The organism is Flavobacterium sp. GP15 (assembly GCF_014281985.1).
Taxonomy (GTDB): domain Bacteria; phylum Bacteroidota; class Bacteroidia; order Flavobacteriales; family Flavobacteriaceae; genus Flavobacterium; species Flavobacterium pygoscelis.
In genome coordinates this window covers 1-26014 of sequence record NZ_JACFTC010000009.1, presented here as the reverse complement: position 1 = coordinate 26014, position 26014 = coordinate 1, and the positions used below count along the sequence as shown (strand labels likewise).

22 protein-coding genes, 2 tRNA genes and 1 other RNA gene are annotated in these 26014 nt (G+C 30.0%); 5 read left to right on the top strand and 20 right to left on the bottom strand.

The annotated features are described in order from the left end of the window. Nucleotides 1-123: 123 nt before the first annotated feature. Both H2650_RS14725 and H2650_RS14720 read right to left on the bottom strand, forming a co-directional pair. Nucleotides 124-1122 (bottom strand): LLM class flavin-dependent oxidoreductase, encoded by a 999-nt coding sequence (locus H2650_RS14725; RefSeq protein WP_188051583.1) that lies wholly within the window; start codon nt 1120-1122, stop codon nt 124-126. A 253-nt stretch (nt 1123-1375) separates the two neighbouring features. After that, nucleotides 1376-2578: an NAD(P)-dependent oxidoreductase gene (locus H2650_RS14720; RefSeq protein ID WP_188051582.1), complete on the bottom strand. Its 1203-nt coding sequence runs from the start codon at nt 2576-2578 to the stop codon at nt 1376-1378. A gap of 198 nt (nt 2579-2776) precedes the next feature. Between H2650_RS14720 and H2650_RS14715 the strand changes: the two genes are divergently transcribed. Then, entirely contained in the window at nt 2777-4027 is a 1251-nt protein-coding gene (locus tag H2650_RS14715) for a serine hydrolase (RefSeq protein ID WP_255462927.1), read from the top strand. Nucleotides 4028-4135: 108 nt separating this feature from the next. Further along, nucleotides 4136-4532, top strand: a transfer-messenger RNA (tmRNA) gene (gene ssrA / locus H2650_RS14710). Between the two features lie 433 nt (nt 4533-4965). On the opposite strand, the gene trxA is transcribed toward ssrA, so the two are convergent. The 5 genes from trxA to H2650_RS14685 all read right to left on the bottom strand — a co-directional run bounded on the left by trxA (nt 4966) and on the right by H2650_RS14685 (nt 9511). Continuing rightward, nucleotides 4966-5268 (bottom strand): thioredoxin, encoded by a 303-nt coding sequence (gene trxA / locus H2650_RS14705; RefSeq protein ID WP_188051581.1) that lies wholly within the window; start codon nt 5266-5268, stop codon nt 4966-4968. A gap of 232 nt (nt 5269-5500) precedes the next feature. Next, nucleotides 5501-6328: a methyltransferase domain-containing protein gene (locus tag H2650_RS14700; protein ID WP_188051580.1), complete on the bottom strand. Its 828-nt coding sequence runs from the start codon at nt 6326-6328 to the stop codon at nt 5501-5503. Nucleotides 6329-6544: 216 nt separating this feature from the next. Continuing rightward, nucleotides 6545-7960 (bottom strand): rhodanese-like domain-containing protein, encoded by a 1416-nt coding sequence (locus H2650_RS14695; protein ID WP_188051579.1) that lies wholly within the window; start codon nt 7958-7960, stop codon nt 6545-6547. 80 nt (nt 7961-8040) lie between these two features. Then, the gene (locus H2650_RS14690) at nt 8041-8829 is read right to left on the bottom strand and encodes a sulfite exporter TauE/SafE family protein (protein ID WP_188051578.1); all 789 of its coding nucleotides are present in this window, start codon (nt 8827-8829) and stop codon (nt 8041-8043) included. Between the two features lie 49 nt (nt 8830-8878). Continuing rightward, nucleotides 8879-9511: a Crp/Fnr family transcriptional regulator gene (locus H2650_RS14685; RefSeq protein WP_188051577.1), complete on the bottom strand. Its 633-nt coding sequence runs from the start codon at nt 9509-9511 to the stop codon at nt 8879-8881. Nucleotides 9512-9794: 283 nt separating this feature from the next. Between H2650_RS14685 and H2650_RS14680 the strand changes: the two genes are divergently transcribed. Further along, nucleotides 9795-10106, top strand: a complete 312-nt coding sequence (locus H2650_RS14680) for a rhodanese-like domain-containing protein (protein ID WP_188051576.1) — start codon at nt 9795-9797, stop codon at nt 10104-10106. A gap of 60 nt (nt 10107-10166) precedes the next feature. Further along, nucleotides 10167-11747: an NADP-dependent glyceraldehyde-3-phosphate dehydrogenase gene (locus H2650_RS14675; protein ID WP_188051575.1), complete on the top strand. Its 1581-nt coding sequence runs from the start codon at nt 10167-10169 to the stop codon at nt 11745-11747. 373 nt (nt 11748-12120) lie between these two features. On the opposite strand, the gene H2650_RS14670 is transcribed toward H2650_RS14675, so the two are convergent. The 11 genes from H2650_RS14670 to H2650_RS14620 form a co-directional block, all read right to left on the bottom strand. Next, entirely contained in the window at nt 12121-12684 is a 564-nt protein-coding gene (locus H2650_RS14670) for a TlpA disulfide reductase family protein (protein WP_223151121.1), read from the bottom strand. Between the two features lie 395 nt (nt 12685-13079). After that, entirely contained in the window at nt 13080-13463 is a 384-nt protein-coding gene (locus H2650_RS14665; protein ID WP_188051574.1) for a hypothetical protein, read from the bottom strand. 256 nt (nt 13464-13719) lie between these two features. Next, nucleotides 13720-14841 (bottom strand): ABC transporter permease, encoded by a 1122-nt coding sequence (locus H2650_RS14660; RefSeq protein ID WP_188051573.1) that lies wholly within the window; start codon nt 14839-14841, stop codon nt 13720-13722. A 22-nt stretch (nt 14842-14863) separates the two neighbouring features. Beyond that, the gene (locus H2650_RS14655; protein ID WP_188051572.1) at nt 14864-15967 is read right to left on the bottom strand and encodes an ABC transporter permease; all 1104 of its coding nucleotides are present in this window, start codon (nt 15965-15967) and stop codon (nt 14864-14866) included. A gap of 152 nt (nt 15968-16119) precedes the next feature. Continuing rightward, nucleotides 16120-16854 carry an ABC transporter ATP-binding protein gene (locus H2650_RS14650; RefSeq protein WP_188051571.1) on the bottom strand — a complete coding sequence of 245 codons (735 nt, stop codon included), beginning with the start codon at nt 16852-16854 and terminating at the stop codon, nt 16120-16122. A 20-nt stretch (nt 16855-16874) separates the two neighbouring features. Continuing rightward, a complete protein-coding gene (locus H2650_RS14645; protein ID WP_188051570.1) occupies nt 16875-17771 on the bottom strand; it encodes an ABC transporter ATP-binding protein in 897 nt (298 codons plus the stop codon). Beyond that, the gene (locus tag H2650_RS14640) at nt 17771-18136 is read right to left on the bottom strand and encodes a hypothetical protein (protein ID WP_255462925.1); all 366 of its coding nucleotides are present in this window, start codon (nt 18134-18136) and stop codon (nt 17771-17773) included. The genes H2650_RS14645 and H2650_RS14640 overlap by 1 nt, the downstream gene beginning before the upstream one ends. 25 nt (nt 18137-18161) lie before the next feature. After that, complete coding sequence (locus H2650_RS14635; protein ID WP_188051569.1) at nt 18162-19040, bottom strand: HlyD family secretion protein; 879 nt, start codon at nt 19038-19040, stop codon at nt 18162-18164. A 26-nt stretch (nt 19041-19066) separates the two neighbouring features. Continuing rightward, the gene (locus H2650_RS14630; RefSeq protein ID WP_188051568.1) at nt 19067-20317 is read right to left on the bottom strand and encodes a TolC family protein; all 1251 of its coding nucleotides are present in this window, start codon (nt 20315-20317) and stop codon (nt 19067-19069) included. Between the two features lie 3 nt (nt 20318-20320). Further along, the gene (locus tag H2650_RS14625; RefSeq protein WP_188051567.1) at nt 20321-20932 is read right to left on the bottom strand and encodes a TetR/AcrR family transcriptional regulator; all 612 of its coding nucleotides are present in this window, start codon (nt 20930-20932) and stop codon (nt 20321-20323) included. Between the two features lie 227 nt (nt 20933-21159). Further along, on the bottom strand, nt 21160-22626 hold the full coding sequence (locus H2650_RS14620; RefSeq protein WP_188051566.1) for a glycoside hydrolase family 130 protein: 1467 nt from the start codon (nt 22624-22626) through the stop codon (nt 21160-21162). 707 nt (nt 22627-23333) lie between these two features. Here H2650_RS14620 and H2650_RS14615 point away from each other — a divergent pair. Further along, nucleotides 23334-25679, top strand: coding sequence for a glycosyltransferase (locus tag H2650_RS14615; protein WP_188051565.1), 2346 nt, complete (start codon nt 23334-23336; stop codon nt 25677-25679). 143 nt (nt 25680-25822) lie between these two features. On the opposite strand, the gene H2650_RS14610 is transcribed toward H2650_RS14615, so the two are convergent. Next, nucleotides 25823-25908 (bottom strand) — tRNA-Leu (locus H2650_RS14610). 6 nt (nt 25909-25914) lie between these two features. Continuing rightward, nucleotides 25915-25987 (bottom strand) — tRNA-Phe (locus tag H2650_RS14605). Between the last annotated feature and the right edge of the window lie 27 nt (nt 25988-26014).

Below are 26014 nucleotides of genomic sequence, written 5' to 3'. Positions count from 1 at the left end.
GTTTAAAATTCAAAAATACAATAAAAAAAAACCTCCAATAATAGATTTCGCAATTAGGTTCGTGTATTTTTGATAAATCAATTAAAAAGGTTCTTATTCAACAGTTTTGAAAATTACTTTTTATTAAATATTATCAATCACTTCTTTCATTAATTGAACACTTTTCAATTTATAATCATGGTTATAAATGGGGCTTGTAATCATTAATTCATCTACTTGAGTGTAATTTATAAATTGTTTCAGCTCTGCCTCCACTTTATTTTTACTTCCTATAAACGAACAAGCTGTCATTTGGTTGACATGAAAATGCTCTTCCTCAGACATAATTCCATCTAAAGTATTTACTGGTGGTTGCAATGGTTTTCTGTCATTGCGAATTAAATTTAGAAACATTTGAGTTAAACTCGTAGACAAACGCGCAGCCTCTTCATCAGTATCCGCAACAACTGCATTAATGCAAGCCATCGTTTTAGGTTGTTCTAAATATTTTGAAGGTTCAAAATTATCACGATAAAACTGGAATGCTTGATGCATTTGCTTAGGAGCAAAATGCCCTGCAAAAGCATACGGCAAACCTTTGGATGCAGCCAAAGCCGCACTATCCATGCTAGAACCTAGAATCCAAATCGGAACATTAGTGCCTTCTGCAGGAAAGGCTCTCACATTAGCGTCAGCATTATCCTCTGAGAAAAATTCCTGAAGCGCTGCAACATTTTGAGGAAAGCGCTGTGATTGCTCATAAAAATCTTTCCTAATGGCTTGTGCAGTCAATCCATCGGTTCCAGGAGCTCTCCCTAAACCTAAGTCGATGCGATTGGGATATAAAATTTCTAAAGTTCCAAATTGTTCAGCAATAATTAAAGGTGCGTGGTTGGGTAACATAATCCCACCGGAACCCACTCGAATGTTTTTAGTTTGACCGGCAATGTAACCAATAAGAATTACAGTTGCAGTACTGGCCACATGAGCCATATTGTGGTGCTCCGCCAACCAAAATCTTTTGTATCCGAGTTCATCTGCAAGTTGTGCAAGTGCTTTTGTTTTTTCAAAGGTTTCTTTAGCGTTACTATCTTGTGTAATAATGGCTAACTCTAGTATAGAAATTGGTATATTCTTTTTCATAAATTGCTATTTAATGGTTCTGTGCGTAACCTATAATCTATTTACTATTTTAAGTAATAAATCAATACTGAAGTTATGCATTTCTTTCCCATTTTAAAATGGAGTACAAAATTAAGCTTTTCGTTTCAGCCCAAAAATTATCAGATGTTAAGAGATTTGTAATGTTTAGGAATTGAATTATTAACTACATTTAAACCCATAAAAAAACCTGCAACTTTTGAGTGCAGGTTTGCTATTTTATTTTTATAAAATCTTATTTACCATCTACATAATCTTGTAAATAACTAAATCTAGGTGTTAGTTTTCCTTTCTCAGTAACTTTGGCTCTGCTTAAAATACCATCTTTATCATCATTAAAAAAAGCAGGAATAACGTGCTCAAGAAACATTTCCCCAAATCCTTCACTAGCATCTTTTGGTAATTCACATGGCAAATTATCTACCGCCATCACTACAATTGCCGCTGGATGAAAAACATCAACCTCTTTATTCTCATCTGGAAGATAACCATACAAAGGTTCAGCGATTGTTGATGATCTTAAAGTACAAGCAATTGGACCATTAACATCACAAGAAATATCTGCAACTACTTTTATTTTACAATCATTTGCTTTTAGCATTTCTCGCGTAAGTATCACAGGCGCATCATTGCCATAAAAATGTCCGGTAAGATATATATCAGATACTTTTGTGAATCTTTCGAAATCTGAAATATATTCTGTGGGATTTTGATAAAAATCTGTAAAGTCTAAAACTTGCCCATCCTTGCGTTTATTATAATCTAAAACGTCAATTTGAGTATAAACTGCTTGTGTGTAGTTTTTTGTTAAGTAATTCTCAACAGAAACTTCTTTGATTTTTATAGCGTCTAAAACTTCTTTTGCACCATTTCCGACTTTTCCAGTACCAGTAATTACAAATTTTAAAGGAGGTAGAATTACTCGTTTTAAATGACTAATAAGTGCTTCTTTACCAGCAAGTGTTTCAGCTTTTGGCAATTTAAATAATTCAAATTTTATTCCAAAAGCTCTGATTCCATTATAAGCGCCTACTATTCCTGCATATCTTCCAAAACCGATTAACCTACGATTTTCTGCATCTACTATTGTTTCATAATCATACAAATCGATATTTTTTTCTAAAATAGCTTGCAATAATTTTCTATTGTAAGGCTGTTTCTTAATCGTGTGTGAAAAGAAGAAATACGATTTATTTGGAATTAAATTTTCAACAGGAACTTCCTTTACCCCAAATAAGATATCGCAATCACTAACATCATCAGTCATTTCAATACCTAATTTTTCATACTCAGCATCTTCAAAAATTCTAATATCAGAACGTTCCACTGTTGCAGATAAACTTGGATAGTTTTGCTTTAAAAGCGTTAACTCATTAGGTGAAAATATAACTCTTCTGTCCGGTGGACTTTTTCTTTCTTTTAGAATTCCGAATTTCATAAACATTTAAGGCTTTAAAATTAACTAAATATAACTTTACAGTAAACATTTGTTACAAATATAACAATTTAAAGTAAATTGAATTTATTTTTCAAATAAAATTAGTGGTTTGTAAATTACTATCGACTGATGTACAAAATGATACAAAAATAACGTTTGATATTTACTAATAAAATAGTGTTAAGGTTTAAAAAAACAATGAATCAAAAGACATTGATTCTATATATTTGCCTTTCTAGCACTACAGAAATGAATTTTATAAAAAAAACAAATATACTACATATATCCTTGCTCTTTTTGGTTTTAAGTTCTTGCGCCCAAGAGAAAAAGAAAGTTGAGTTAAGTGATGGAGAACTTCCTAAGAGTACCATGCCTAAAATGAAGCCTTTAACGGAAGCTGAAGATAAACTCACTCCAGAATACATTACTTTAAAAAAACAAGAAATAGACTCTTTCTATAACAAGAATTGGCCAAACAATAGTGCCAATGGAAGTTTTTTAGTAGCTAAAAATGGTCAAATTATTTATGAAAAATATGAAGGTTTTGCTAATTTTAGAGACAAAACATTAATTACTAAATCAACACCATTACACCTGGCGTCTGTTAGTAAGGTAATTACTGCAGCTGCAGTTTTAAAATTAATTAATGCAAAAAAAATAGAATTAGATCAAAAAGTAAATACCATATTAAAAGAATTTCCTTATCCAGAAGTAACGATCAAAACACTATTAAATCACAGAAGTGGAATGCGCAATTACGCCTATTTTACAGACAGAGATAAAACGGTTTGGGATAGACACAATATATTGACAAATCAAGATATCTTAACCATTATGGCTACTAAAAATATTGGCCTTGAGTTTAAAACAGATACTCGTTTTAGTTATTGTAATACCAACTATGCCATGTTGGCTTTAATTATAGAAAAAATCACCAAGCTTTCGTACGAAAAGGCTATGAATCAAATAATTTTTGAGCCATTACATATGAAGAATACTTATGTATTTGATTATGCAAGAGACAAAGATTCAGCTGTTACCTCATACAAAGGCAACAAAGTAGAAATAGGGAAAGATTATTTAGATGCTGTTTATGGAGATAAAAACATCTACTCTACACCAAGAGATTTATTAAAGTTTGATAGAGCAAGAAATAGTCCTGGTTTTCTAACTCCTGAATTAACTGCAATGGTTTATAAACCGTACAGTAATGAGCGAAAAGGAACTAAAAACTATGGTCTTGGAATTAGAATGGTTAATTGGGAAACGGGACAAAATTTTTATTTTCACAACGGATGGTGGCACGGAAATACATCCTCTTACATTACCTTACAAAAAGAAGGAGTTACCATTATAGCACTATCAAACAAATTCACAAGAAAAACATATGATGTTCGAAAATTAGCCCCGTTATTTGGCGATTATCCTTTTAAATTAAAAGACGAATAAAACAGGAATGATTTTTGCAAACTAGTTGAGATATTTATACCAGAAATTAGAGTTTAAAATTGTATATTTGCCAACTCAAAATTCAAGTTATAGATTTTGAAAAAAAAAGGGGTCGACTGGTTTTGACAGCAAGTCGAATTGATCAGTAAGCACGTCGAGCATTGAGACCTTGCTCGTAAATATAAGATCTTATCATTTTACACGGCGAAAATAACTACGCTTTAGCTGCATAATCCGAATTATAGTAAGATTAAGCCACGTTCCTATCAGATAGGAAAGCTGGATTCTCCTTGAAAGCCTTGGTTTGTGGCGGTCAATTTAGGGGAACCGTAAAAATAAACCTAGATTTCCATGAGCTTCGGGTGGATTTCGAAATTAAGAAGATAAGTAGCGTGTGGCTGTTTCTGGCCTAGCACACTATCGAAAACTCAATCAGGAAATAAACGTGTAGAAAGCTTTTTAGTTGCTTGTTTGGACCCGAGTTCGATTCTCGGCGACTCCACAAAAAAAACTCTTAATCAACCGATTAAGAGTTTTTTTTTTGTGAACATCATATTTTTATTCTATTTTAAAATCTTAAAGTTCAATCAATACTATGTTTATTGCTCACTACTATTATGATTATATCGTATTTTTATTTTACTATTGATATCGTGTTTTTATGTTTTGTATGTGGGATCAATTTTTTAACTGTACAGCGTTAAAATAAAAATTTTTAGTAATTAGTTTCTATTTACATCCATATTGAAAGTTATTTTTACTATCAAAACACTTTAATTGTACGAATAGGAAAATCTTGAGTGATAATCTAAATAAAGAAGCCTTTTGAATTTAATTTAAAAGACATAATTTCTTTAGGAATAGAATTGATTTCTGAAAGTATATTTTAAAACTTCAACTTTTTTGCTAAGAAGTCAATTCAAAATATGCAACAATGCTTATTTGTTGCTTTTATCTATAATAATTTTGATTATTTCCTCTTTAGATAATGCTCCAGATTGTCTCCATAATTGTTTTCCTTGCTGATATAATATCATCGTGGGTACACCGCGAACTTGATATTTTGAAGCTAATTGTTGGTTTTTATCTACATCAATTTTTATGATTGAGATTCTATCTCCAAGGCTATCTTTTACTTCTTTTAAAACAGGTGTAAGCATTTTGCAAGGTCCGCACCAAGTAGCAAAAAAATCTATTAAAACTGGTTTTTCTGAATTTATAATTTTTTCAAAATTACTCATCTCTTACTGTATTTGTTATTAGGGATTGCGCAACCGTTTGGTCCACATCCTAAGTTAAAAATTACTTGAATTAAAAAAAACAAACCAATTCCAACAAAAATCCAATCTTTCATGAGGTAGGCTTGACTAAATAAAAATAAAACTATTGCTAGTCTTACAAATCTCATAAGATGCCAATTTGTAAATAATAAATTTTTCATTTTTTAAAATTTTAAATTTAAATAATTATTGTTTACTTTTCAATTCTATATTTTTCATCATAAGATATTAATTCCCTTAACGTATCAATAGTAACCTCATTTCGGCTACAAATTAGCACTGATGTAAAATTGCTATTCATACTTACATTAACAATTTTGCTTATTGTTAAAAATTTTTCTGTAATAGTGTTTGCGCAATCACTGCAAGTAATACCGCTCATAGTATACAAGTTGACATTTACTTGATTATTTTTTTTAAACTCAATGAATAATTCAGAATTTGATCTAGGAGCAACTGAATCTAAACAAATATCCATTTGTAAAAAATCAAAAGAAGCTTTAAAAAGCATTTCATATTCAGTTTTATCACCTCCAAAAGGTGGATTTATTTCAAATCTTCTATTGAATAATAAACCCGCCAAAATTCCTTTATCGGCTAAAAGTTGATGCATTTTCCAAACATATTTTTGACGCATAGTTGGAGGCAGAGCGCAAAAAAATGTTTGTTCAATAATCAAATCATATTTTCCTTGATGTTCAAAAAAATCTCCTAGTAGTATAGTAATATTTGAGTTATTACTGAATTTCTTTATCAACTCAGCAACAAGTGTAGGAGCTACATCTATAACCGTAATGTTGGTAAATCCTTTCTTTAAAAGATATTCTGCTTCGTATGTATTTCCACATCCCGGTATTAAAATAGCGGATTCTTTATTCTCTAAAGTATCTATATATTTCTTTATAGGAGGGGAAATATCTCCTAAATCCCATCCAATACTTTTAGATTGATACTGTGCTTCCCAATAGGAAGCATCTAAAGGTTTTTCACAAGAAACAACACAACATTTTATATCTTCCATTTTATATTTTTGGGTGTTAAAATTCCAAATGGGTCTTACAATGCATAAAAAAAGATCAATCTAATAGAATAAAAAGATGTACTAACACACCTAAGTATAATAAAATTAATCAATTATTAATATTTGTACAGTATCGCTATTAATACTAATAGCGATACTTTTAATTTTTTCTATTTAATCACTATTTTTTATTAGAAAGCTCTTTAGTGATCATTGTTATTTCAAGATTTTACTCTGACAAATGAAATCTGTTTTGGGTAAACTTGTTTTTGCAATAGCATTAAATCCACCTTCAATTTCTGTAAAATTTCTGAAACCACGAGCCTCTAGAATTGATGCAGCAATCATACTACGGTATCCTCCGGCACAATGCAAATAAAAATGTTCGTTTGTATCGACATCTTTAATCCAATCATTAATAAGTGCTAAAGGTTTGTTGTAGGCATCTTCAACATGTTCCGCACTATATTCAGTTTCTTTACGAATGTCAATTACTTTGCTTTGACCAATTTTTACTTCTGTAGCAAATTGTTCAGCTGTAATCCTTTTTACGACATCAATTTCTTTTCCGGCTTTTTGCCACGAATCATAACCACCTGCTAAATGACCAATTAAGTTATCAAAACCTACTCTGCTCAATCTTGTAACGGTTTCTTCTTCTTTTCCAACTTCACAAATAATAAGTATTGGTTGTTGTACATCAGCAATTAAAGCACCAACCCAAGGAGCAAAGTCTCCATCGATACCAATATTTATAGACTGTGGTATAAACCCTTTGGCAAACTCACCGTTTTTTCGAGTATCTAACAATAAAGCTCCAGTTTCTTCTGCAGCTGTTTCAAATTCAATAACAGATAAAGCACGCATTCCTAGATCTAAAACATGCTCGAAACTATCATAACCTTTTTTATTCATGGCTACGTTCATTCCAAAATAAGCAGGAGGAGGTAATAAACCATCTGTAACTTCCTGTATAAATTCGGTTTCAGTCATATCAGCTCTTAATGCATAATTTTTTATTTTTTGTTCTCCAATTGTAGAAACAGTTTCTTTACTCATGTTTTTACCACATGCACTTCCTGCACCATGAGCAGGATAAACGATAACATCATCAGCTAAAGTCATGATTTTGTTTCTAAGCGATTGGAATAATATTCCGGCTAATTGCTCCTGAGTCATCGAAGCCGCTTTTTGTGCTAAATCTGGTCTTCCTACATCACCAATAAACAAAGTATCTCCAGAGAAAATAGCATGATCTTTTCCGTTCTCATCAATTAAAAGATAAGTGCTACTTTCCATTGTGTGTCCTGGAGTGTGTAGGACTTTTATTTTTATATTTCCAATTTCAAATTCCTGACCATCTTTAGCAGATATGCATTCAAATTCACATTTTGCGTTTGGACCATAAACAATTGGAGCACCTGTTTCTTTACTCAAATCAACGTGTCCCGATACAAAATCAGCATGAAAGTGGGTTTCAAAAATATATTTCAACTTCACACCGTCTCTTTCTAGACGGTCTAAATAAGGTTTCGTTTCACGCAATGGATCAATAATTAATGCTTCTCCATTTGAAGTTATATAGTAAGCGCCTTGTGCCAGACATCCTGTATAGATTTGCTCTATTTGCATGATTGTTTTTTTTTAATTTTATAATACAAATTTACTGCTGTTTTTTTATATAAACAGTGATAATTGTTACATTCACTTTTTTATTTTAAGAAAAACTCCTTTATGATAATGTAAACTCCCATTACTAATACAAACCAACCAAAGGCCGGTTTTAATTTTGCTCCATCAATTTTTTTAGATAAATAGGTTCCGATAAACATTCCTACAAGCGCTATCGATGTAATAGTAAAAAGAAGTTTGTAATTGATATCGATTCCATTTAAAACATCTCCGCCAAAACCAATTAATGAATTGATAAAGATAATTAGCAAGGAAGTTCCAATCGCTTGTTTAATAGGTAAATTTGCAAAGAATAATAATGCTGGAATTATTAAAAAACCACCACCTGCACCTAAGAAACCAGTAATAAAACCGACAAAAAGACCGATAATTGCTATCCTGATATGATCATCTCTTTTTTCTGTTTTCTCAGGTGTCGAAGTTCTTATCATTGATAAAGATGCCGCAATCATAAGAAAAGCAAATACGGTCATTATCACCAAGTTTTTTGATATTTCAAAGGAATTAATGGTAAGGATAATGGCAGGGATTTTGGGTAAAATTACGTCTCTTACAAACAGCAAAGAGAGCACAGAAGGTACTGCAAAAACTAGTGCGGCTTTAATTTTTAAATTCCCTAGTCGATATTGACTATAACTCCCAAACATAGCTGTTATTCCAACGATAAATAACGAATAACTTGTGGCTTGTTCTGGATGAATCTTAAAAAGATAGACTAAGATAGGTACAGCTAAAATAGAACCTCCACCACCAATTAAGCCTAATGAAATCCCAATAATTACAGAAAGAAAATAACCTAAATATTCCATTATTAATTTTTTGAAGTATAGCTTCTTATGATTTATTTAAAGTAAGATTTTAATTTAATTTTAAAATCTCAATGTTATTGCGATATAAGGTAATTAAGCCACGCTGTTCCATTTTTTTGAGTAATCGAGAAATTACTTCTCTAGAAGTATTTAATTCGGATGCAATTTCTTGATGTGATAGTTTTAATTCTTTGCACCCACAAACTTCTGCATGACGTTTTAAGTAAAACTCTAATCGCTCATCCATGGCTCTAAAAGCAATATTGTCAACTACTTCTAATACTTCTTCAAAACGACTGCGATAAGTATCTATTACAAATTCATACCAGCTTCTATGTTGCATCATCCATTTGTCCATTAAGGGTAATGGCACCATGATGAGTTCAACATCTTCAACCACTTTGGCCATGATTTGGCTCTTTTCATTTTTCGTGGCACAGATCATAGAAATGGCACAGGCTTGACCAGGTTGCAAATGATACATAAAAAATTCACTTCCGCTTTCATCCTCTCGGTACACTTTAATTTTACCACTTATTACTAATACTGTGTTTTTTATATATTGTCCAGTTCGTATAATAATTGTATCGGTTGGAAAGGATTGTATTACTGCACTATCTTCAATTTCTTGAATCAATTCAGTCGAAAAAGAAGGAAATATTTTTTTTGTAGGAACAAGCATTTTAATCTTTTTTCTGTAGTTTGTTTTGTAAAAGTAGTTTAAATAAGTTAGATAAGAATGCTAATTTTAAGACAAATAAGAGATTTTACAGGTCTTTAAAAAAAAATAGGCTTTCAAATTTCCTATAGGTTTTATAGGTTATTTTCATAAAAATTACTCACTAATTTGTACTTTATTGATAGTTACTGTTTTTCGAAAACGATTTCTTAAAAATATCTTTCAATTAACATTTAGCCATTCCTTTTTTGTTAAAATCTTTGTATTTTTACAAAAAAAGAGACTTATGAATTTATCACAAGAAAATTGGGTTTCACAATTTGAAGCTGACGAAAATGCAATTATACTCGATGTAAGAACGAAAGACGAGTGTGATGATGGAATTATACCTAACGCAATAAATATTGACATTCATACGGGTCAAGATTTCATAAATGCTATAGAGAAATTAGATAAAAATAAGAACTATTATGTTTATTGCCGTTCCGGTATGCGTAGTGCCAAGGCTTGTGAAATTATGAATCAGCTGGGTTTCGAAAATGCTTATAATCTAACTGGAGGCATTATAGAATGGGAAGGTGAAGTAGTACAACCCTAAAAGCGAAAGAGGCAGTAGCCTCTTTTTTTATTTAAATTATTAACAATATAACCTTTAGACATGACTTTAATACCAGAAGAATATCAAATTAAAACACTATTAAATCAAGATACCTATTTAGTTGATGGTGAGTTAAAAAATTGGGAAGGTCAAACTACTCCTGTTTTTTCGACTATATCATCAACTGATGATTATGCTCCAACCATATTAGGATCCATACCTAATATGGGTGAAAAAGAAGGTCTTGAAGCAGTTGCTGCAGCTAGTGCAGCTTACAATAACGGTCAGGGTTTATGGCCTACTATGAAAGTAGCAGACCGTATTAAATGCATGTCTAACTTTGTTGCGCAAATGAAAATTACTCGCAATGAAGTGGTCAAGTATCTAATGTGGGAAATTGGGAAGTCATTAGGTGATTCACAAAAAGAATTTGACCGTACGGTAGAATATATTTATGATACTATCGAAGATTATAAATTATTAGACAGTAACAGTTCTCGTTTCACTAAGAGTCAAGGTGTAAATGCATTGGTACGTCGTGGTCCTCTTGGTGTTGTATTGTGTTTAGGCCCTTATAATTATCCATTGAACGAAACCTTTTCATTGCTTATTCCGGCTTTGATCATGGGAAATACAGTCATATTCAAACCTGCTAAACATGGTGTTTTATTAATTTCTCCTTTATTAGAAGCTTTTAGAAGTAGTTTTCCTAAAGGAACAATCAATATTGTTTATGGGCGCGGCCGCGAAGTTGCTTCTCCGATTATGAAATCAGGGAAAGTTGATATATTGGCTTTAATAGGAAACAGTAAATCAGCTATTGCTTTACAAGATCAACATCCAAATAAAAACAGGTTGCGTTTGATCTTAGGTTTAGAAGCAAAAAATCCTGCTATTATTTTACCCGACGCCGATTTAGATTTAGCTATTCAGGAATGTATAACAGGAAGTTTGTCATTCAATGGTCAGCGTTGTACAGCATTGAAAATTTTATATGTTCATGAAACAATAGCTGATGAATTCAACAAGCGTTTTGCTGCAAAAGTAGATGCATTAGTTTTTGGAAATCCCTGGGATTCATCAGTAATATTAACCCCATTACCTGAGAAAGACAAGCCCACTTATCTTCAAGGATTAATTGATGATGCGGTACATAAAGGAGCTAAAATAATCAATGATAATGGAGGAAAACATACTGATAACTATATTTTTCCAGCCGTTTTATTTCCTGTAAGTAAAGAAATGCGTGTGTATCATGAAGAACAATTTGGTCCAGTGGTTCCAATTATGACTTTCAAGGACATTCAGGAACCATTGAATGATATGGCGGAATCAAATTATGGCCAACAAGTGAGTTTGTTTGGAAAAGACATCAAAACTATTGCACCGCTAATAGATACATTAGTCAACTTAGTATGCAGAGTCAACTTAAATAGTTCTTGTCAAAGAGGCCCAGATGTTTATCCATTTACAGGTCGTAAAGACTCTGCTGTTGGTACTTTGAGCATTCATGATGCTTTGCGATCTTTTTCTATAAGAACTTTTGTAGCATCAAAAGACAATGATTATAATAACGGAATTTTACAAGCTTTACTAGATAGTAAGGATTCAAATTTTATTAATACTGATTATACCTTGTAAAATCATCAAAAAAATTAAAAACCGACTTTTATGAGTCGGTTTTTTTAATTTTTAGCTTATATTCTAAAATAATATGTAATTTAGATCATTAAATATTATTACTCTTCAATCCGTAGTTTTAAAATCGCAACGCAATCAAAAATAAAATTATAAATATAAAGGAGAATATTCATGAAAGACTGCGAAGAGAACCTATTCTCTCGCACCGTCATTTAAAATTTATTCCGAATGTAATGCTCAATTTAATTAGTTGTTTTGTGGCATTTTTAGTGATAGGAATTTTAATATATCTTTTATTACGTTATTTGATATTGACCTATTATCATCTAAACTGATCCATTTCTTACTAAATAATCTTTTTCAAAATCACTATTTATTCTAGAAGATAATTATCTAATTTTTTTCGGAAAGAATGACTGTTCCAATCAGCTGCACCTATTTTTGCCACCACTACATTTCCTTGCTTATCAATAAGATAGGTAGCCGGTATTGTTTGTGACTGCATTTCTAATGGAGGATTTGAAGCAGATTGATATATAGGCAAACTTAATTCTTCCTTGATCAAAAACTGATTTGCCTTTTGAAAGGAATCAGTGGTGACAAACAGAAAAACGACTTTATTTTCATAATCATCATATAATTTTTGCATACTAGGCATTTCAGCGATACATGGAGGACACCAAGTAGCCCAAAAATTGATGAAAATAACTTTTCCTTTATATTGTTGTAATGAAATAATTTCTCCTTTAGCATCAACTAGTTTCCATTGGTATGATGAGAGTTCTTTTTGATCTTGAACCGCAATAGTTTTGGGCGAAAAAAAAATAAGTCTATTGAGTTGAATTTTCACAAAAGTGCCTAAAGGTGTGAATAGAAATAAAACGATAAATAAGATAAAGGCAACGTTTTGCAGTGTTTTTTTTGAAGGTGTTTTCAATTTTATTTGTTTTTTTTTTGTTTATATGAATTAATTCGTTTCATAGTTTTGAAATAATAGGGATCAAAACAGTTGCCAATATTGATAATTCTAAAAAATAGGATACTATAAACTAAATATTTATCGCATTTTACCCTTTTGCATTTTTAAATAAATTTTTTATTAAATTTTTTAGAAATATTAATAATTTAAAAAAACAGAATCAACTCTAATTATTTTATAAATATAGAATGTAAATTTTACACTAAATGTGACTTTGGTTACAATCTTTATTTAAAATTTGAGTAGTCTATAATTACAATAAAAAAAGCAGTACAAACTAGATTTTGTACTGCTTTTTGATTTGATTGAATGAATTGAAACCAAAAAAAAATATATTGCTTAACTGTTTTAAATTACATCCATTTGGATAAAAAATCTATTAATTCTTCTCTAAGTTCTTTGAATAGTTTTTCAAAAATGGCAATACTTTCTCTATGTTTTTTATGATCTTGTAGTTTTTCATCTTCAAGATTAACATGTTTTTTGCTAAGAGCAATGTTGAGAAAAGCTTCATGACTATTGATATCATGTTTTATAATATCAATTTCTTCTCTTTGTATTATAATTTCATTGTAAAAATGATCAACTAAAGAACGTACTTCTACTGATGTGTTTTTTTCGGCTATTTCAGTAATTCTTTTTTCCATTATAACAAGCTCATCTTTATAAAAAAGAAGCTTATTTAACCATGTTTTATGTTCTTCATGAAGGTGGTCTATTGTTTTTTTATTTTCCATAGTGCTATTTTTTTATAAAAGTTGATTGCCTAATGATAGCGTCTTTTTATATCGTAAAGAATTTATAAAAAGGAATCATTGAATAACAAAAATATTTGCACTACCAATTTAAGAATATTTTGAATAGTATTAAAATTATAATCGCCTTATTTTGAGTAAATTATAAATAAAAAAAACTTCTTTCAAAAAATGCGAGAACTTTAAAGGTTTACTTTTGAAATACTTTTATTAAAAAAATGAGGATAAAAAATTAAGATTAGTTTGATTTTTTGTAGCTCCATACTGCCAATGCATTCATCACAAAGGCATAGCTACTGATGATTATGAATTGTGGTAGAATATCCAAAAAACCGGAACCTTTTAGCATTACCATACGCATTACTTCAACAAAATAACGTATTGGATTTATTAGTGTACTATTTTGTGCCCATTTGGGCATACTTTCTATAGGTGTAAATAAACCACTCATTAAGATAAAAATTACCATGATAAACCAAGCGATAAACATAGCTTGTTGTTGCGTATCAGAATGATTAGAAATAAACAGTCCGATTCCTAAAATTAAAAGTAAGTATACAGAAGTAAATAGATAAATTAAAGCCATATTACCTAACATAGGTACATCAAAAATTACTTTCGAAATTATTAAACCCACCGTTAAAATAACCAATCCTAAAACCCAAAACGGGAAGAGTTTTCCAATAATAAATTGGTATTTCTTAATTGGTGTAACATTTATTTGCTCTAATGTTCCCAATTCTTTTTCTTTAACGATATTCATAGATGATAAAAAGAGTGTTAGCATTGTTACCAATAATACTAAGATACCAGGTACCATAAAAATTTTGTAATTAAGATTTTTGTTATACCAAAAGGATGGGATTACCAAAATGTTTTGAGCAATCTCTTTATTTTCAGTAAAGTATTTTGATTGGGCTAAGATATTTTTATTGTAGGTATTTAAAATCTGATTTATATATACATTTTCAATACCTGCCGTAGCTGCATCGATAGCATTTATAGTGACTGCAATACTTATTTTATCCTCTTTTTGTAGGTCTCGATCAAAATGATTTGGTATATTTATTATTACATCTGTATTTCCTTTTTGCATTTCTTCAAGAGCTAGTTTTTCTGAGAAAAAGGAAGATCTAGCATTGAAATAGTTGGAAGATTTAAAGGATTGCTCTAATTCTCTAGAAGCTTTACTTTGATCATTATCAACAAAAATTATATCAATATTTTTAACGTCAAATGTAGCTGCATTGGATAAAATTAATAATTGTATAATGGGCAAAATAAATATAAGTTTAAGCATGTTCTTATCCCTAAAAATCTGCTTAAATTCCTTTTGTATGATGAATCCTATTGTTTTCATTTATATGATTTATTTTTCAATTTTACTCTAGTCTAATTTTATATTTTTTTATACTTAGAGTTATAAAAAAGACAGTCATTCCAATTAATATTAGGGTTTCTTTCCAGATATATTGAATGCTTACTCCTTTAAGCATAATCGCTTTTATTATTATTATAAACCATTTGGCAGGAATGATATTGCTAATAAGTTGCATAGGAATTGGCATGCTTTTTATAGGAAATATAAATCCAGATAGTAGAATAACGGGCAACATCAATCCCATCAAGGAAAGCATCATGGCTGTTTGTTGTGAATCAGAAATAGTCGAAATTAAAATTCCTAATGACAATGCTGAGATGATAAAAAGAATACTTTCAAATAACAGTAAAAAAAGACTGCCGTTTATTGGCATTCCGAAAACAAAAAAACCTAAGAACAAAATTATAATGGCATTAATGATAGAGAGAAATATATAAGGAAAAACTTTTCCAATAATTACTTGAAAAGGTTTTATGGGCGAAACTAAGAGAATTTCCATAGTACCTAATTCTTTTTCGCGAGTAATAGAAATTGAAGTCATCATTGCAGAAACCAGCATCAAAATTATGGTCATAACACCTGGAACAAAATTAAAAACACTTTTGAGTTCAGGATTATAAAACATTCTTGACTGTACTTGTACTTTTATTTGGTTATTGGATTGTTTTTTTTGTAATTGATAATTTTGAATCAAAGCTGTTGTGTAATTGGCGATGGTGCTGGCTACATTGGGTTCAGTAGCATCGGTAACGGTTTGTAAAGTAGATACTTTCTTGGTTACTAAATTTTTACTAAAGTTCGGTTCAAAGATAAGTACAGCTTTAATTTTCCCTTTTTTAAACTCACCTTCTATATCTTTTTCATTATGAATTTGATTCTCTATTTTAAAATAGGGAGAGGATTTTATTTTATTAATAATTTTTTGTGTCTCTACATCATTTGAATGGTCTAATATGGCTATATCAACATTATTTATTTCATTTGTAATAGCAAAACCAAAGAGTAATATTTGAGCAATCGGCATACCGAAAAGGATAAACAAAGAACGTTTGTCACGAAAAATGTGATAAAATTCTTTTCTTATAAAACCAATAAATCTTTTCATATTATATTTTTAAACAGGAATGCTAAAAGTCTTTCTTTAGCCATGAATGCAATCACTTTCATAAATTCAGATTCTCGAATTGTATTTTTTAATAACGGTAAATTCAGTGATTTTAGGTCTTTTTATTTATTCAATTTTTTTATGCTAGAGCCTTATTCCACATTTCTTGCTAATTTTAAAAATACCTCATTCATAGAATCAACTTTAAAATGCTTTTTTAGGTTTTTTGGAGTATCTAATGCTTCAATTTTACCATCAACCATTATCGAAACTCGATCACAATATTCTGCTTCATCCATATAATGAGTTGTAACAAAAATCGTAGTTCCTTTATAAGCTTGGCTGTATATCATTTCCCAAAATTGCCGTCTAGTTATAGGATCTACCCCTCCTGTTGGCTCATCGAGAAAGACGATTTTTGGTTCGTGTAATAAAGCTACAGAAAAAGATAGTTTCTGTTTCCAGCCCAAAGGCAAGGAACCTACTAAACTGTTTATGATGGTTTCCAGTTGTAATTCTTTAACAAGCGATTCGGTTTTTGATTTTATTTCAGTTCTTGATAAACCATAAATTCCCCCAAAAAACTGAATGTTTTCCTTAATGGTTAAATCGTCGTAAAGAGAGAATTTTTGACTCATATATCCGATATTTTTCTTCACCATTTCTGCTTTTTCTTTTACATCAAAACCTGCAACAGTTGCTTTACCCGATGTAGGATTAGAAATTCCGATTAACATTTTGATCGCCGTAGTTTTTCCAGCTCCGTTGGCTCCCAAAAAACCAAATATTTCACCTTTATAAACATCAAAAGAAATGTTTTTAACAGCAGTGAAATCTCCAAATTTTTTTGTCAAATTTTGTACAGCAATTATTTTCTCTTTTTCCATTTTTTGGTTTAACCATTAAATTATAAATCCATAAAAACATCTTCAATAGTAACAATAGCTGTTTTTATTTCTATCTCAGTATGATTTTTATCCTTTAAATATTGAAGTAATTCCTCTAAATTAAACCTCTCTTGCTTGTCGATATAATGAATGTATTCTCCAAAAGTATACACACTATATTGGCTCGGATAATTTTTTAAATCATGAATTAGTGCATGCCTGTTTTTTGTGGAAACATCATAAATTACTTTGTCATAATTTTTAGTGATGTTTTCTGGAGAATCAATTTTTAAAAGCAAACCATTCTGAATCAATGCAATTCGATCACATAAAGAAGCTTCATCCATATAAGGTGTTGAAACTAAAATAGTAATTCCTTTTTGTTGCAATCTTTTTAGCATTTCCCAAAATTCCTTTCTAGAAATGGGATCAACACCGGTAGTAGGTTCATCTAAAAAAAGGACTTTAGGCGCATGAATTAAAGCACAACACAAGGCTAATTTTTGTTTCATTCCGCCCGATAAAGCACCCGCTCTTCGTTTTTTAAACGGTTCTATTTGAATATAAATTTCTTTTATGAGATCGTAATTTTCTTCGATAGAAGTTCCAAATAGGGTTGCAAAAAAGGTAAGGTTTTCTTCGACAGTTAAATCTTGATACAATGAGAATTTACCGGGCATATAGCCCACGGAACTCCGTATAGTTTTATAGTCTTTTATCACATCAAACCCCAATACAGAAGCATTTCCCTCATTTGCTTTTAATAGTGTAGTTAGAATTCGGAAGAGCGTTGTTTTTCCTGCACCATCTGGACCAATTAATCCAAATATTTCCCCTTTCTTAACTTCAAAAGAAACGTTTTCTACTGCTTTTTTAGTTTTGTAGGACTTTGATATGTTTTGGACTATGATGCTCATTATTTTACCAATAGAAACTTGCTGTTTTCATAAGCGTCAACCCAATGTTTTATATTGGGCTCTATTTTTACATAATCACCTGGTTTTAAACTAATTTTTCTACCACTTTCATCTCCATAACTGCCACTTCCGGTAACACAAATTAGCAGAGCAGGGACTTTTGTAATGTGTTCCGATAGTTGTTTGTCTTTATTAATTTGTAAAGACATCACTTTATTCTCAGAGGGAGTAAATAAAAGTGCTGTTTGAACATCTTTTTGTTCGGTATGTAAATCTTTTAAATTCATCGTTTTTAATGGTTCTACGGGAAACGATTTACAACTGACTAAAACAAAAAGTATGAGTATTATAATTGAATTTTTCATTTTTTTTTATTTAAATATTTAGGCTTTATTTTATCCACATTTCTGCTGGCATTCCAATTTTTAAACTGCCGTCATTTTTTACTTTCACTTTTACAGCATAAACTAGATTCACTCTTTCTTCTTTAGTTTGTATAATTTTTGGAGTAAATTCTGCTTGTGAAGCAATCCAGGAAATAGTTCCTTTATAAGATTTCATTTCGTTCAAACCATCAATTTTTAAGGAAACTTCTTGTCCTATTTTGATTTGAGGTAATTGTTTTTCGCTTACAAAAACACGTAAAGTCATTTCCAAAATATTCGCAATTTTATATAAAGGTTTTCCAAAAGCAGTTATTTCTCCAGCTTCTGCATACTTTGTTAAAACGGTTCCCTGTATTGGATTTATAATTTTGCATTTTTGAAGTTGATCATCTATTTTTTGTATTTGTACATCAATAGATTTTAAATCGCTAATGATAGGAGCATTTTGTGTACCAACACTTTTTATTTGCTCTTCAATTACCTTTACTTTTCCATCAATTTCATCTACTTGGCGCTTTGTTGCTGCATTTTCAGAAAACATATTATGTATTCTATTTTTCTCTATTTCTGTGGTTTTCAATTGTGCTATTAAAACATTTTTTTGAGAAAGCACATTCATTGATTTTGAGGAAACTGTAGTTTTAGAAGCAATCAATTGTTGTTTTGATAAATACAATTGTAAGGTATCAACTAAACCAACTTGTTTTTGAAATTCTATTAAATCTCCTTCTTCAAGATTTAAAAATTCAATTTTTCCATTTGCTTCTGAGGAAACAGTAATTTCTGTGGCTTCAAAATTCCCATAACCATCTGCTTTTTCGTTATTTGTATTACAGGAAATTACTCCGGTAATAATTAAAATTAAAACGATTATTTTCTTCATTTTACTTTCTGTTTTTAGAGAATTTTTTATTTCCCATTGGTTATTTCGTAGCTTGATTTGGCTGCAGCCAATTGTACTTCGTGAGTTTTTAAACTATTTTTTGCTTCGTACAAATTGCTGAATTCAGTGAGATATTCTGATGTGGTAATTACACCATTTTTCATTTGAGCATTGGCAGACGTAACAATTTTTTCTCGAACATGAATTATATTGCTATCCAGTTCTAATAATTGTTTTGTTTTTCCTATTTCACTTTCTATCTCCCTCAATTGCATTTTATTATTCAATTCAAATGTTTCCTTTTCAGTTTCAATTATTTCTTTAGCGATGTCTAAAGTTTTTAAATCTATTTTATTTTTCCCCCAATCCAAAATAGTCCAATTTGCTTTTAAACCAGCAATATAAAAAGGTTGAAAAGAATTATCTAGCATATTAAGTCCTGGATTTCCATAACCTGCTTGCGCGAAAGCATTTATCTTAGGCAAGACTGATGTAGCTAAGGTTTTTTTGGACAATTCTAATTGTTGTTTTTGTAAATTATAAAAAACGATTTCGGGTCTATTATTTCTATTGTTTTCTAAATTAGAATTAGGAGTCAGAAGTATTGTTTGTGTATCTATTTTGGTGAAAGTTAGATCAGAAAGATTTTGTGTAATTTTTATTTTTTCAAAATCAATCTCTGTCAATTGTTGTTTTATTTTTAATAGTTCCGCTTCTAATATTAATTCTGAAGCAGGAAGTATAGCACCATATTTGACACCCGATTTAACTTCTTGAACTTTAGATTGCAGCAGTTCCTTTTTAGATTTTAATAATTCACTTTTTTCTTGAAGTAATAAAATAGAGAAGTAATATTGATGGATGCGAGTTTTTAACTGATATAAACTCACTTCAATTTGTTGCTGTTGTGTTTTAGTTTGAGCTTGTTTTAACTCACTATTAGCTTCAATCATTCCGCCGTTATAAAGTAGCTGATTTATATCTAATGTCGCTCGATATTGATCTTTGTTTATAGGAGTTACACCGGGCATTTTACTGGGAAATCCTATAACATCAGATTGGTACGTTGCTTGCGCATTGAGATCCATTTTGGGTAATTTTCCTTTAGTAATTGCATCAATTTCATAATTTGATTTTTGTTGCAATAATTCCTTTTGTTTTGCTAAAGGATAATTTTTTGTTGCTAAAGCATAACAATCCTCTAATGTCAATGTTTCTTGGGCATTTGAAATTATTGAAATCACGAATAGCAATATTAGTAGTATCCTTTTTTTCATGATTTATATTTTTATTGCATTAATAATAAAATTAGCAACATCAATTTTGCGATTTTGAATGATCTCATTGTATTTTTTTTTATCTACATTAATCAAAGCGGTTAGTAACGGTTCAGCAATAAATGGAAATACATTCAGTGACATGATATTAATAAATAATTGTTCCGCTTGAATTTGTATTATTATTTTTTTTTCGATTGCGTCGCTAACTTGTAATTTAAAAGTAGTTATAGAAGGAAAATTTTCTTGTAATCTTAATTTTTGAATGAATTCTGGATTTTTATTTAATTCTTGTATAACAAAATTGGGTAAGTAAGGATGTTTAATTACAAATGAGATATAGCTGTCTGTAAATTTTCTTATTTTATCAAATAAATCACTATCATCATTCAATACTTTATTTAATTGAGGAGCTAATAATGCAAAGGCACTCTTGAATACAGCTTCAAAAAGCAATTGTTTGCTTCTGTAATAATAGTGCAATAAGGCTTTATTAATTTTTGCCTTATCTGCAATTTCTTGCATTCTTGCACCATCCATTCCTTTTTGCTGAAAAATCTCTTTGGCAGCATTTAATATTTCTATTTCCGTATTATCTGATTTCTCCTTAGCCATTATTCTTAATTATATGGTTTAACCATTCGGTTAACAAATATATAAAAAAATTGACTTAAAATGGAACTAAGTTTTTTTATTAATTACTTATTGTTATCAGTTAACAATTCTGTAAAAAAAATTATTGCTTTGTTTTAAATTTTTGCAGTGTATTAATAGCTTCCAGAAATTCTATAGATTTATAAAGAATAGTAAATCCTATTTTTTAGAATGAATACTTATTATATTTACTTACTGTTTTTTAAAGCAAATAGTAAATCCGCTAAATTTACAACACCATAAGTAGACGAATAATCGGAAACTGCATAAGGTAAAATAAGACTATTGTTATGTATTATTGATCCACAAGAATAAACCACATTGGGCACATATCCTTCGCGTTCATCCTCTAATGGTGATAGTAAAGGTTCCTTAAGACGACCAATTTCTTTTGACGGATCCTCTAAATCAAACAAAGAAGCGCCAATACAATATCTTCTCATAGCGCCAACACCATGAGTAATGACCAACCATCCTTCGGTGGTCCAAAGTGGTGAACCACAATTTCCTATTTGTGTAAATTCCCAGGTATATTTAGGCTCTTGTATAATTACAGGATTGTTCCATTGAGTAGGTCTATCAGAAAACATTAAATAATTATTAACTCCGTCAATTCTAGAAAGCATCGCATATTTTCCTTTTATCTTTCTAGGAAACAAGGCTAAATTTTTATTTTGGGCTCCGGTCCCGTATAAAGGCATCACTCTAAAGGAATAAAAATCTTCAGTCGAAATTAGTTTTGGCAATATTACATGGCCATTATAAGCGGTATAAGTGGCCATAATACGTTCTGAATTATCATCATCTATGAATCGTACAAATCGAGCATCTTCAATTCCACGACTTTCGGATTCTGATATGGGAAAAATAACGCGTTCTGTAATATCAGAGTCATGTTTGAATTGTATATCGTAAAAAGAATCAGATAACCAAACTATCTCTTCGAGAGCAGTTTTTCTATTATGGCTTATTGTTGGATCGTTTAAAGCGTCATTGAGTAAGTTTTGTAATATAGCATACTCAAATTCCTGAGGTAATTCCTGCATAATCGAATGTGAATACTTATCACTAATATTCATTTCTCGCAGTTTCATTAAGAAACGTTGTTTGTTATACAATGTTTTATGTTCTATTTCTGCTTTATCAATATGATTACCAATTTTCATTACTCTTAGTTCATTATTTTTATCGAGAATTCCTCTTCTAAAAACAATAGATGAAATATGACCTTCTCCGGTAGCTCGAAACGATATAATTACTCTTTTTTCTCCTTCTTCAAGATCAGATTGATCCAAATCTTCAATAATTGATGGATTAAAGAAAGCAGCAGATTCTAACGAGTATTCCATTGTACAATAGGACCCAATAAGCATTTTTCTTTCCTGTGTTAAAGTACTATAATCAATTTGCATAGCTTCAATAATACTTCTTATCTTTTCACAGTGAGAAAAAAATACTTTAGAAATATTTCGGTGTCTTCTCGCAAACTCTCGCAAGGTATGTTCTAAAGTATCAATAACCTGTTTTTCTGTGAGTAACATAATACGAGCTACCATATTTTGTGTACGCTCATCACCATTCATAAAATACCTTGCAACAACTCGTTTCGCATCAGGAGCGAAAATTATATCTTTTCGTATTACTGGAATTCGCATAAAATTATTTTTAGTGTATAATTTACTTTATTAAAATAAACAAGCTTTGCTAAATTAAAACAGCTCGTTTTTTAAAAGGAAAGAAGAAGAACCTATTGGCTGAATTAAATAATTTATTCTAACTTATTAATCGCTTTTATTAAATCCGTTAAAAGAAATAATTATTATAAAGATGATTTTTTTGCAGTCCAGCTAAAGTTTTAAACAAAAAGGTCTTATTTCAAATTTACAAAAAAAAATATAGGATTTATACTTTCCATTCAATTTTACAAATTTTAAAATTTCACATATCTAAAATTTAAATAGTATAAAATACACTAATAATTATGTAACAATCATATTAGTAGTAATTTATAAATTTACAAAACAGATTTATTTGTTATCTTTAGTATTACTTTTTATACTAAACTAAAATTAGAAAAATAAGAATTTGTTGTTTTGACAAAGAATAGCTCATTAAAAATCAAAATAGATTTTAAGTATTGAATTTGAATTTGACAAAATCAAAATCTTTTATAAAGACATTAATAAACTCTTAATTAATTAATATTTCATAAGCTTAAATAGCAATTAAGCATTATGTACAACATTATTTTTAAAGTTACCTAATTCAAGATTTATATAAATATTACTAATATAAAAATTAAGAATTTAATTTTTTATAGTATTTTCAAAATGAAGCATTAATAAAATATAAAAACATAAAGATGAAAACTTTATCTACAAAATCAAAAATTGTTTTTCTTTCGACATATCCTCCAACTCATTGTGGTATTGCAACTTTTACCGAAGATACGATTCATGCCATTGATAAAATTTACGGCAAGAGTATTAGTTGTGAAATTTGCGAAATAACATTCAAAGGAGATGCAAATATAAACTCTGCTTATCATCTGCCTTCTCAAAATAAAGAAGCTTACAAAAAAGTGGCAACAGAAATTAATAATGATCCAGATGTAAAATTGGTTCATATTCAGCATGAATTCGGATTATTCGGAGGTCAATATGGAGATTATCTTTTAGATTTTCTAGATGAAATTAATAAACCAATTGCATTTACATTCCATAGTGTTATTCCAAACCCTAACGAAACTTTAAAGTCAATTGTCCAACTGCTAATCAGCTACTCCGAAGCTATTTTTGTGATGACAAACAAATCCAAACAGATCTTAATGGAAGATTATGGTTTAGCTGAAACTAGTATTGCTTTTGTACCACACGGAACGCATTTAGTAGATTATGAAACTACTCTTGAAGCTAAGAAAAAATTTGATTTTGAAGACAGAATTATTCTATCCACTTTTGGGCTTTTAGGAGAAGGAAAAAGTATAGAAACGGGACTAAAAGCGCTTCCTGAAATAGTTAAACAATTTCCAAATGTTCTTTATTTAATTTTAGGGAGAACACATCCTAATACAATTGAAAATAATATAGATAAATATCGAAATTCGCTAGAGCAGATTGTAAAAGAATTGCATTTAGAAAATAATGTTCGATTTGTAAATGAATATTTAGAAGTAAATCAACTTTTAGATTATCTCAAAGCTACTGATGTCTATTTATTCACCTCGAAAGATCCTAATCAAGCAGTTAGTGGCACATTTTCATATGCTATGAGTTGCTCTTGCCCTATTGTAGCAAGTAAAATTCCGCATACCATGGAGAGTTTAACCAGTGATGTCGGTATTTTAGTTGATATACAAAATGTAGAACAATTTGCAGCCGCTACTATCAAATTATTGGCAAATGAAAATTTAAGAAATCAAATGGCACTGAATGCTTATGCAAAAACTACCAAGACTTCTTGGGAAAATACAGCATTAAAACATATCGAAGTATACCAAAGGATTTCAAAAGGGTTAAACCAAATTAAAATATCCTATCCTAAAATTAAAATGGATCATTTGAAGAAAATGACAACAGATATTGGAATGATACAGTTTTGTAAAATTTCAGATCCAGATTTAGAGTCTGGATATACAGTAGATGATAATGCAAGGGCGTTAATTGCTATTTGCAAACACTATCAACTTACAGGAGAAAAAGACGATATAGCATATATGAAAATCTATATCAATTTCATACAAAAATGCCAAATATCAAATGGGAATTTCATTAATTATGTAGATAAAAATAATGCAATTGAGGCTAGAAATAGTGATGAAAATTTAGAAGACGCTAATGGTAGAGCTATTTGGGCTCTTGGTTATTTTCTTACTCTGGCACCATCAAAAGATCTTGAATTTCTAACTGAGAAAGCTACTGAATGCTTGAAAAAAGTAAAAGACAATTCAGAAAAATATAATTCTCCTAGAGCTATTGCTTTCGCCATTAAAGGGTTTTATTATTGGTGTAGTGTTTTTCCTTCGTTACCATTAAAAAATACAATAGAAATTTTAGCTCAAAAGATACAAGCGATGTATAGCTCTGTTAGTTCACCAGATTGGAATTGGTTTGAACATAAGTTAACCTATGCGAATAGTATTCTTCCTGAAGCACTATTATTGTCATATTTGATCACAGCAGAAGAAAAAACTAAAGAAATTGCAATAGAATCTATGAATTTTTTAATTGATAAAATGTTCGTAGATGGTCAATTCAAAATCATTAGTAATGATGGATGGCATGAGAAAGGAGTTGTTCCTAATAGCTATGGTGAACAACCCATAGAAGCTTGTTATATGATGCATGCATTGAATTTGTTTTATAAGACTATTGGCAATACAGAATACAAAGTATATATGAAGATAGCTTTTGATTGGTTTTTAGGAAAGAATCATTTAGGTCATATAATGTATAATCCTATTACTGGCGGATGTTATGATGGTTTAGAAGAGAATAATGTAAATTTAAATCAAGGAGCTGAATCAACCGTTTGCTATCTATCCGCACGATTATTAATAGAAAGTTATACTTCTAAAGGAAAAAATTCAGGATTATCAAATACCTTAAAAATGGATAAATATAAATATCCTTTGGATAAATTTCAAGAAAATTTGAATGTTAAAAATAGAGATATTAATAATAAAATAAAAAATAAGATACAATTTTAATAGTAGTGAGAAGTAATTAAACCAATAATTGAACTTTAGGTTTTTCTACCACTTTTGAAGTTAACGGCAAAATCTTACAAGTAAATTTTAATAAATTAAAAATAAAAAAAAACTTCAATTAGCAAAGCCAATTGAAGTTTTAGTACTCAGAGCGGGACTTGAACCCGCACGAACATTGCTGTTCACTGGATTTTAAGTCCAGCGTGTCTACCAATTTCACCATCCGAGCAATTAGTGGTACCTCCAGGGATCGAACCAGGGACACATGGATTTTCAGTCCATTGCTCTACCATCTGAGCTAAGGTACCTTAATTTATAAAATTATAATAAGGAAT

Coding starts and splice junctions, on each gene's coding strand:
- H2650_RS14725 (WP_188051583.1), bottom strand. CDS start 1,122: ATGAAAAAGAATATACCAATTTCTATACTAGAGTTAGCCATTATTACA.
- H2650_RS14720 (WP_188051582.1), bottom strand. CDS start 2,578: ATGAAATTCGGAATTCTAAAAGAAAGAAAAAGTCCACCGGACAGAAGA.
- H2650_RS14715 (WP_255462927.1), top strand. CDS start 2,777: ATGAATCAAAAGACATTGATTCTATATATTTGCCTTTCTAGCACTACA.
- trxA (WP_188051581.1), bottom strand. CDS start 5,268: ATGAGTAATTTTGAAAAAATTATAAATTCAGAAAAACCAGTTTTAATA.
- H2650_RS14700 (WP_188051580.1), bottom strand. CDS start 6,328: ATGGAAGATATAAAATGTTGTGTTGTTTCTTGTGAAAAACCTTTAGAT.
- H2650_RS14695 (WP_188051579.1), bottom strand. CDS start 7,960: ATGCAAATAGAGCAAATCTATACAGGATGTCTGGCACAAGGCGCTTAC.
- H2650_RS14690 (WP_188051578.1), bottom strand. CDS start 8,829: ATGGAATATTTAGGTTATTTTCTTTCTGTAATTATTGGGATTTCATTA.
- H2650_RS14685 (WP_188051577.1), bottom strand. CDS start 9,511: ATGCTTGTTCCTACAAAAAAAATATTTCCTTCTTTTTCGACTGAATTG.
- H2650_RS14680 (WP_188051576.1), top strand. CDS start 9,795: ATGAATTTATCACAAGAAAATTGGGTTTCACAATTTGAAGCTGACGAA.
- H2650_RS14675 (WP_188051575.1), top strand. CDS start 10,167: ATGACTTTAATACCAGAAGAATATCAAATTAAAACACTATTAAATCAA.
- H2650_RS14665 (WP_188051574.1), bottom strand. CDS start 13,463: ATGGAAAATAAAAAAACAATAGACCACCTTCATGAAGAACATAAAACA.
- H2650_RS14660 (WP_188051573.1), bottom strand. CDS start 14,841: ATGAAAACAATAGGATTCATCATACAAAAGGAATTTAAGCAGATTTTT.
- H2650_RS14655 (WP_188051572.1), bottom strand. CDS start 15,967: ATGAAAAGATTTATTGGTTTTATAAGAAAAGAATTTTATCACATTTTT.
- H2650_RS14650 (WP_188051571.1), bottom strand. CDS start 16,854: ATGGAAAAAGAGAAAATAATTGCTGTACAAAATTTGACAAAAAAATTT.
- H2650_RS14645 (WP_188051570.1), bottom strand. CDS start 17,771: ATGAGCATCATAGTCCAAAACATATCAAAGTCCTACAAAACTAAAAAA.
- H2650_RS14640 (WP_255462925.1), bottom strand. CDS start 18,136: ATGAAAAATTCAATTATAATACTCATACTTTTTGTTTTAGTCAGTTGT.
- H2650_RS14635 (WP_188051569.1), bottom strand. CDS start 19,040: ATGAAGAAAATAATCGTTTTAATTTTAATTATTACCGGAGTAATTTCC.
- H2650_RS14630 (WP_188051568.1), bottom strand. CDS start 20,317: ATGAAAAAAAGGATACTACTAATATTGCTATTCGTGATTTCAATAATT.
- H2650_RS14625 (WP_188051567.1), bottom strand. CDS start 20,932: ATGGCTAAGGAGAAATCAGATAATACGGAAATAGAAATATTAAATGCT.
- H2650_RS14620 (WP_188051566.1), bottom strand. CDS start 22,626: ATGCGAATTCCAGTAATACGAAAAGATATAATTTTCGCTCCTGATGCG.
- H2650_RS14615 (WP_188051565.1), top strand. CDS start 23,334: ATGAAAACTTTATCTACAAAATCAAAAATTGTTTTTCTTTCGACATAT.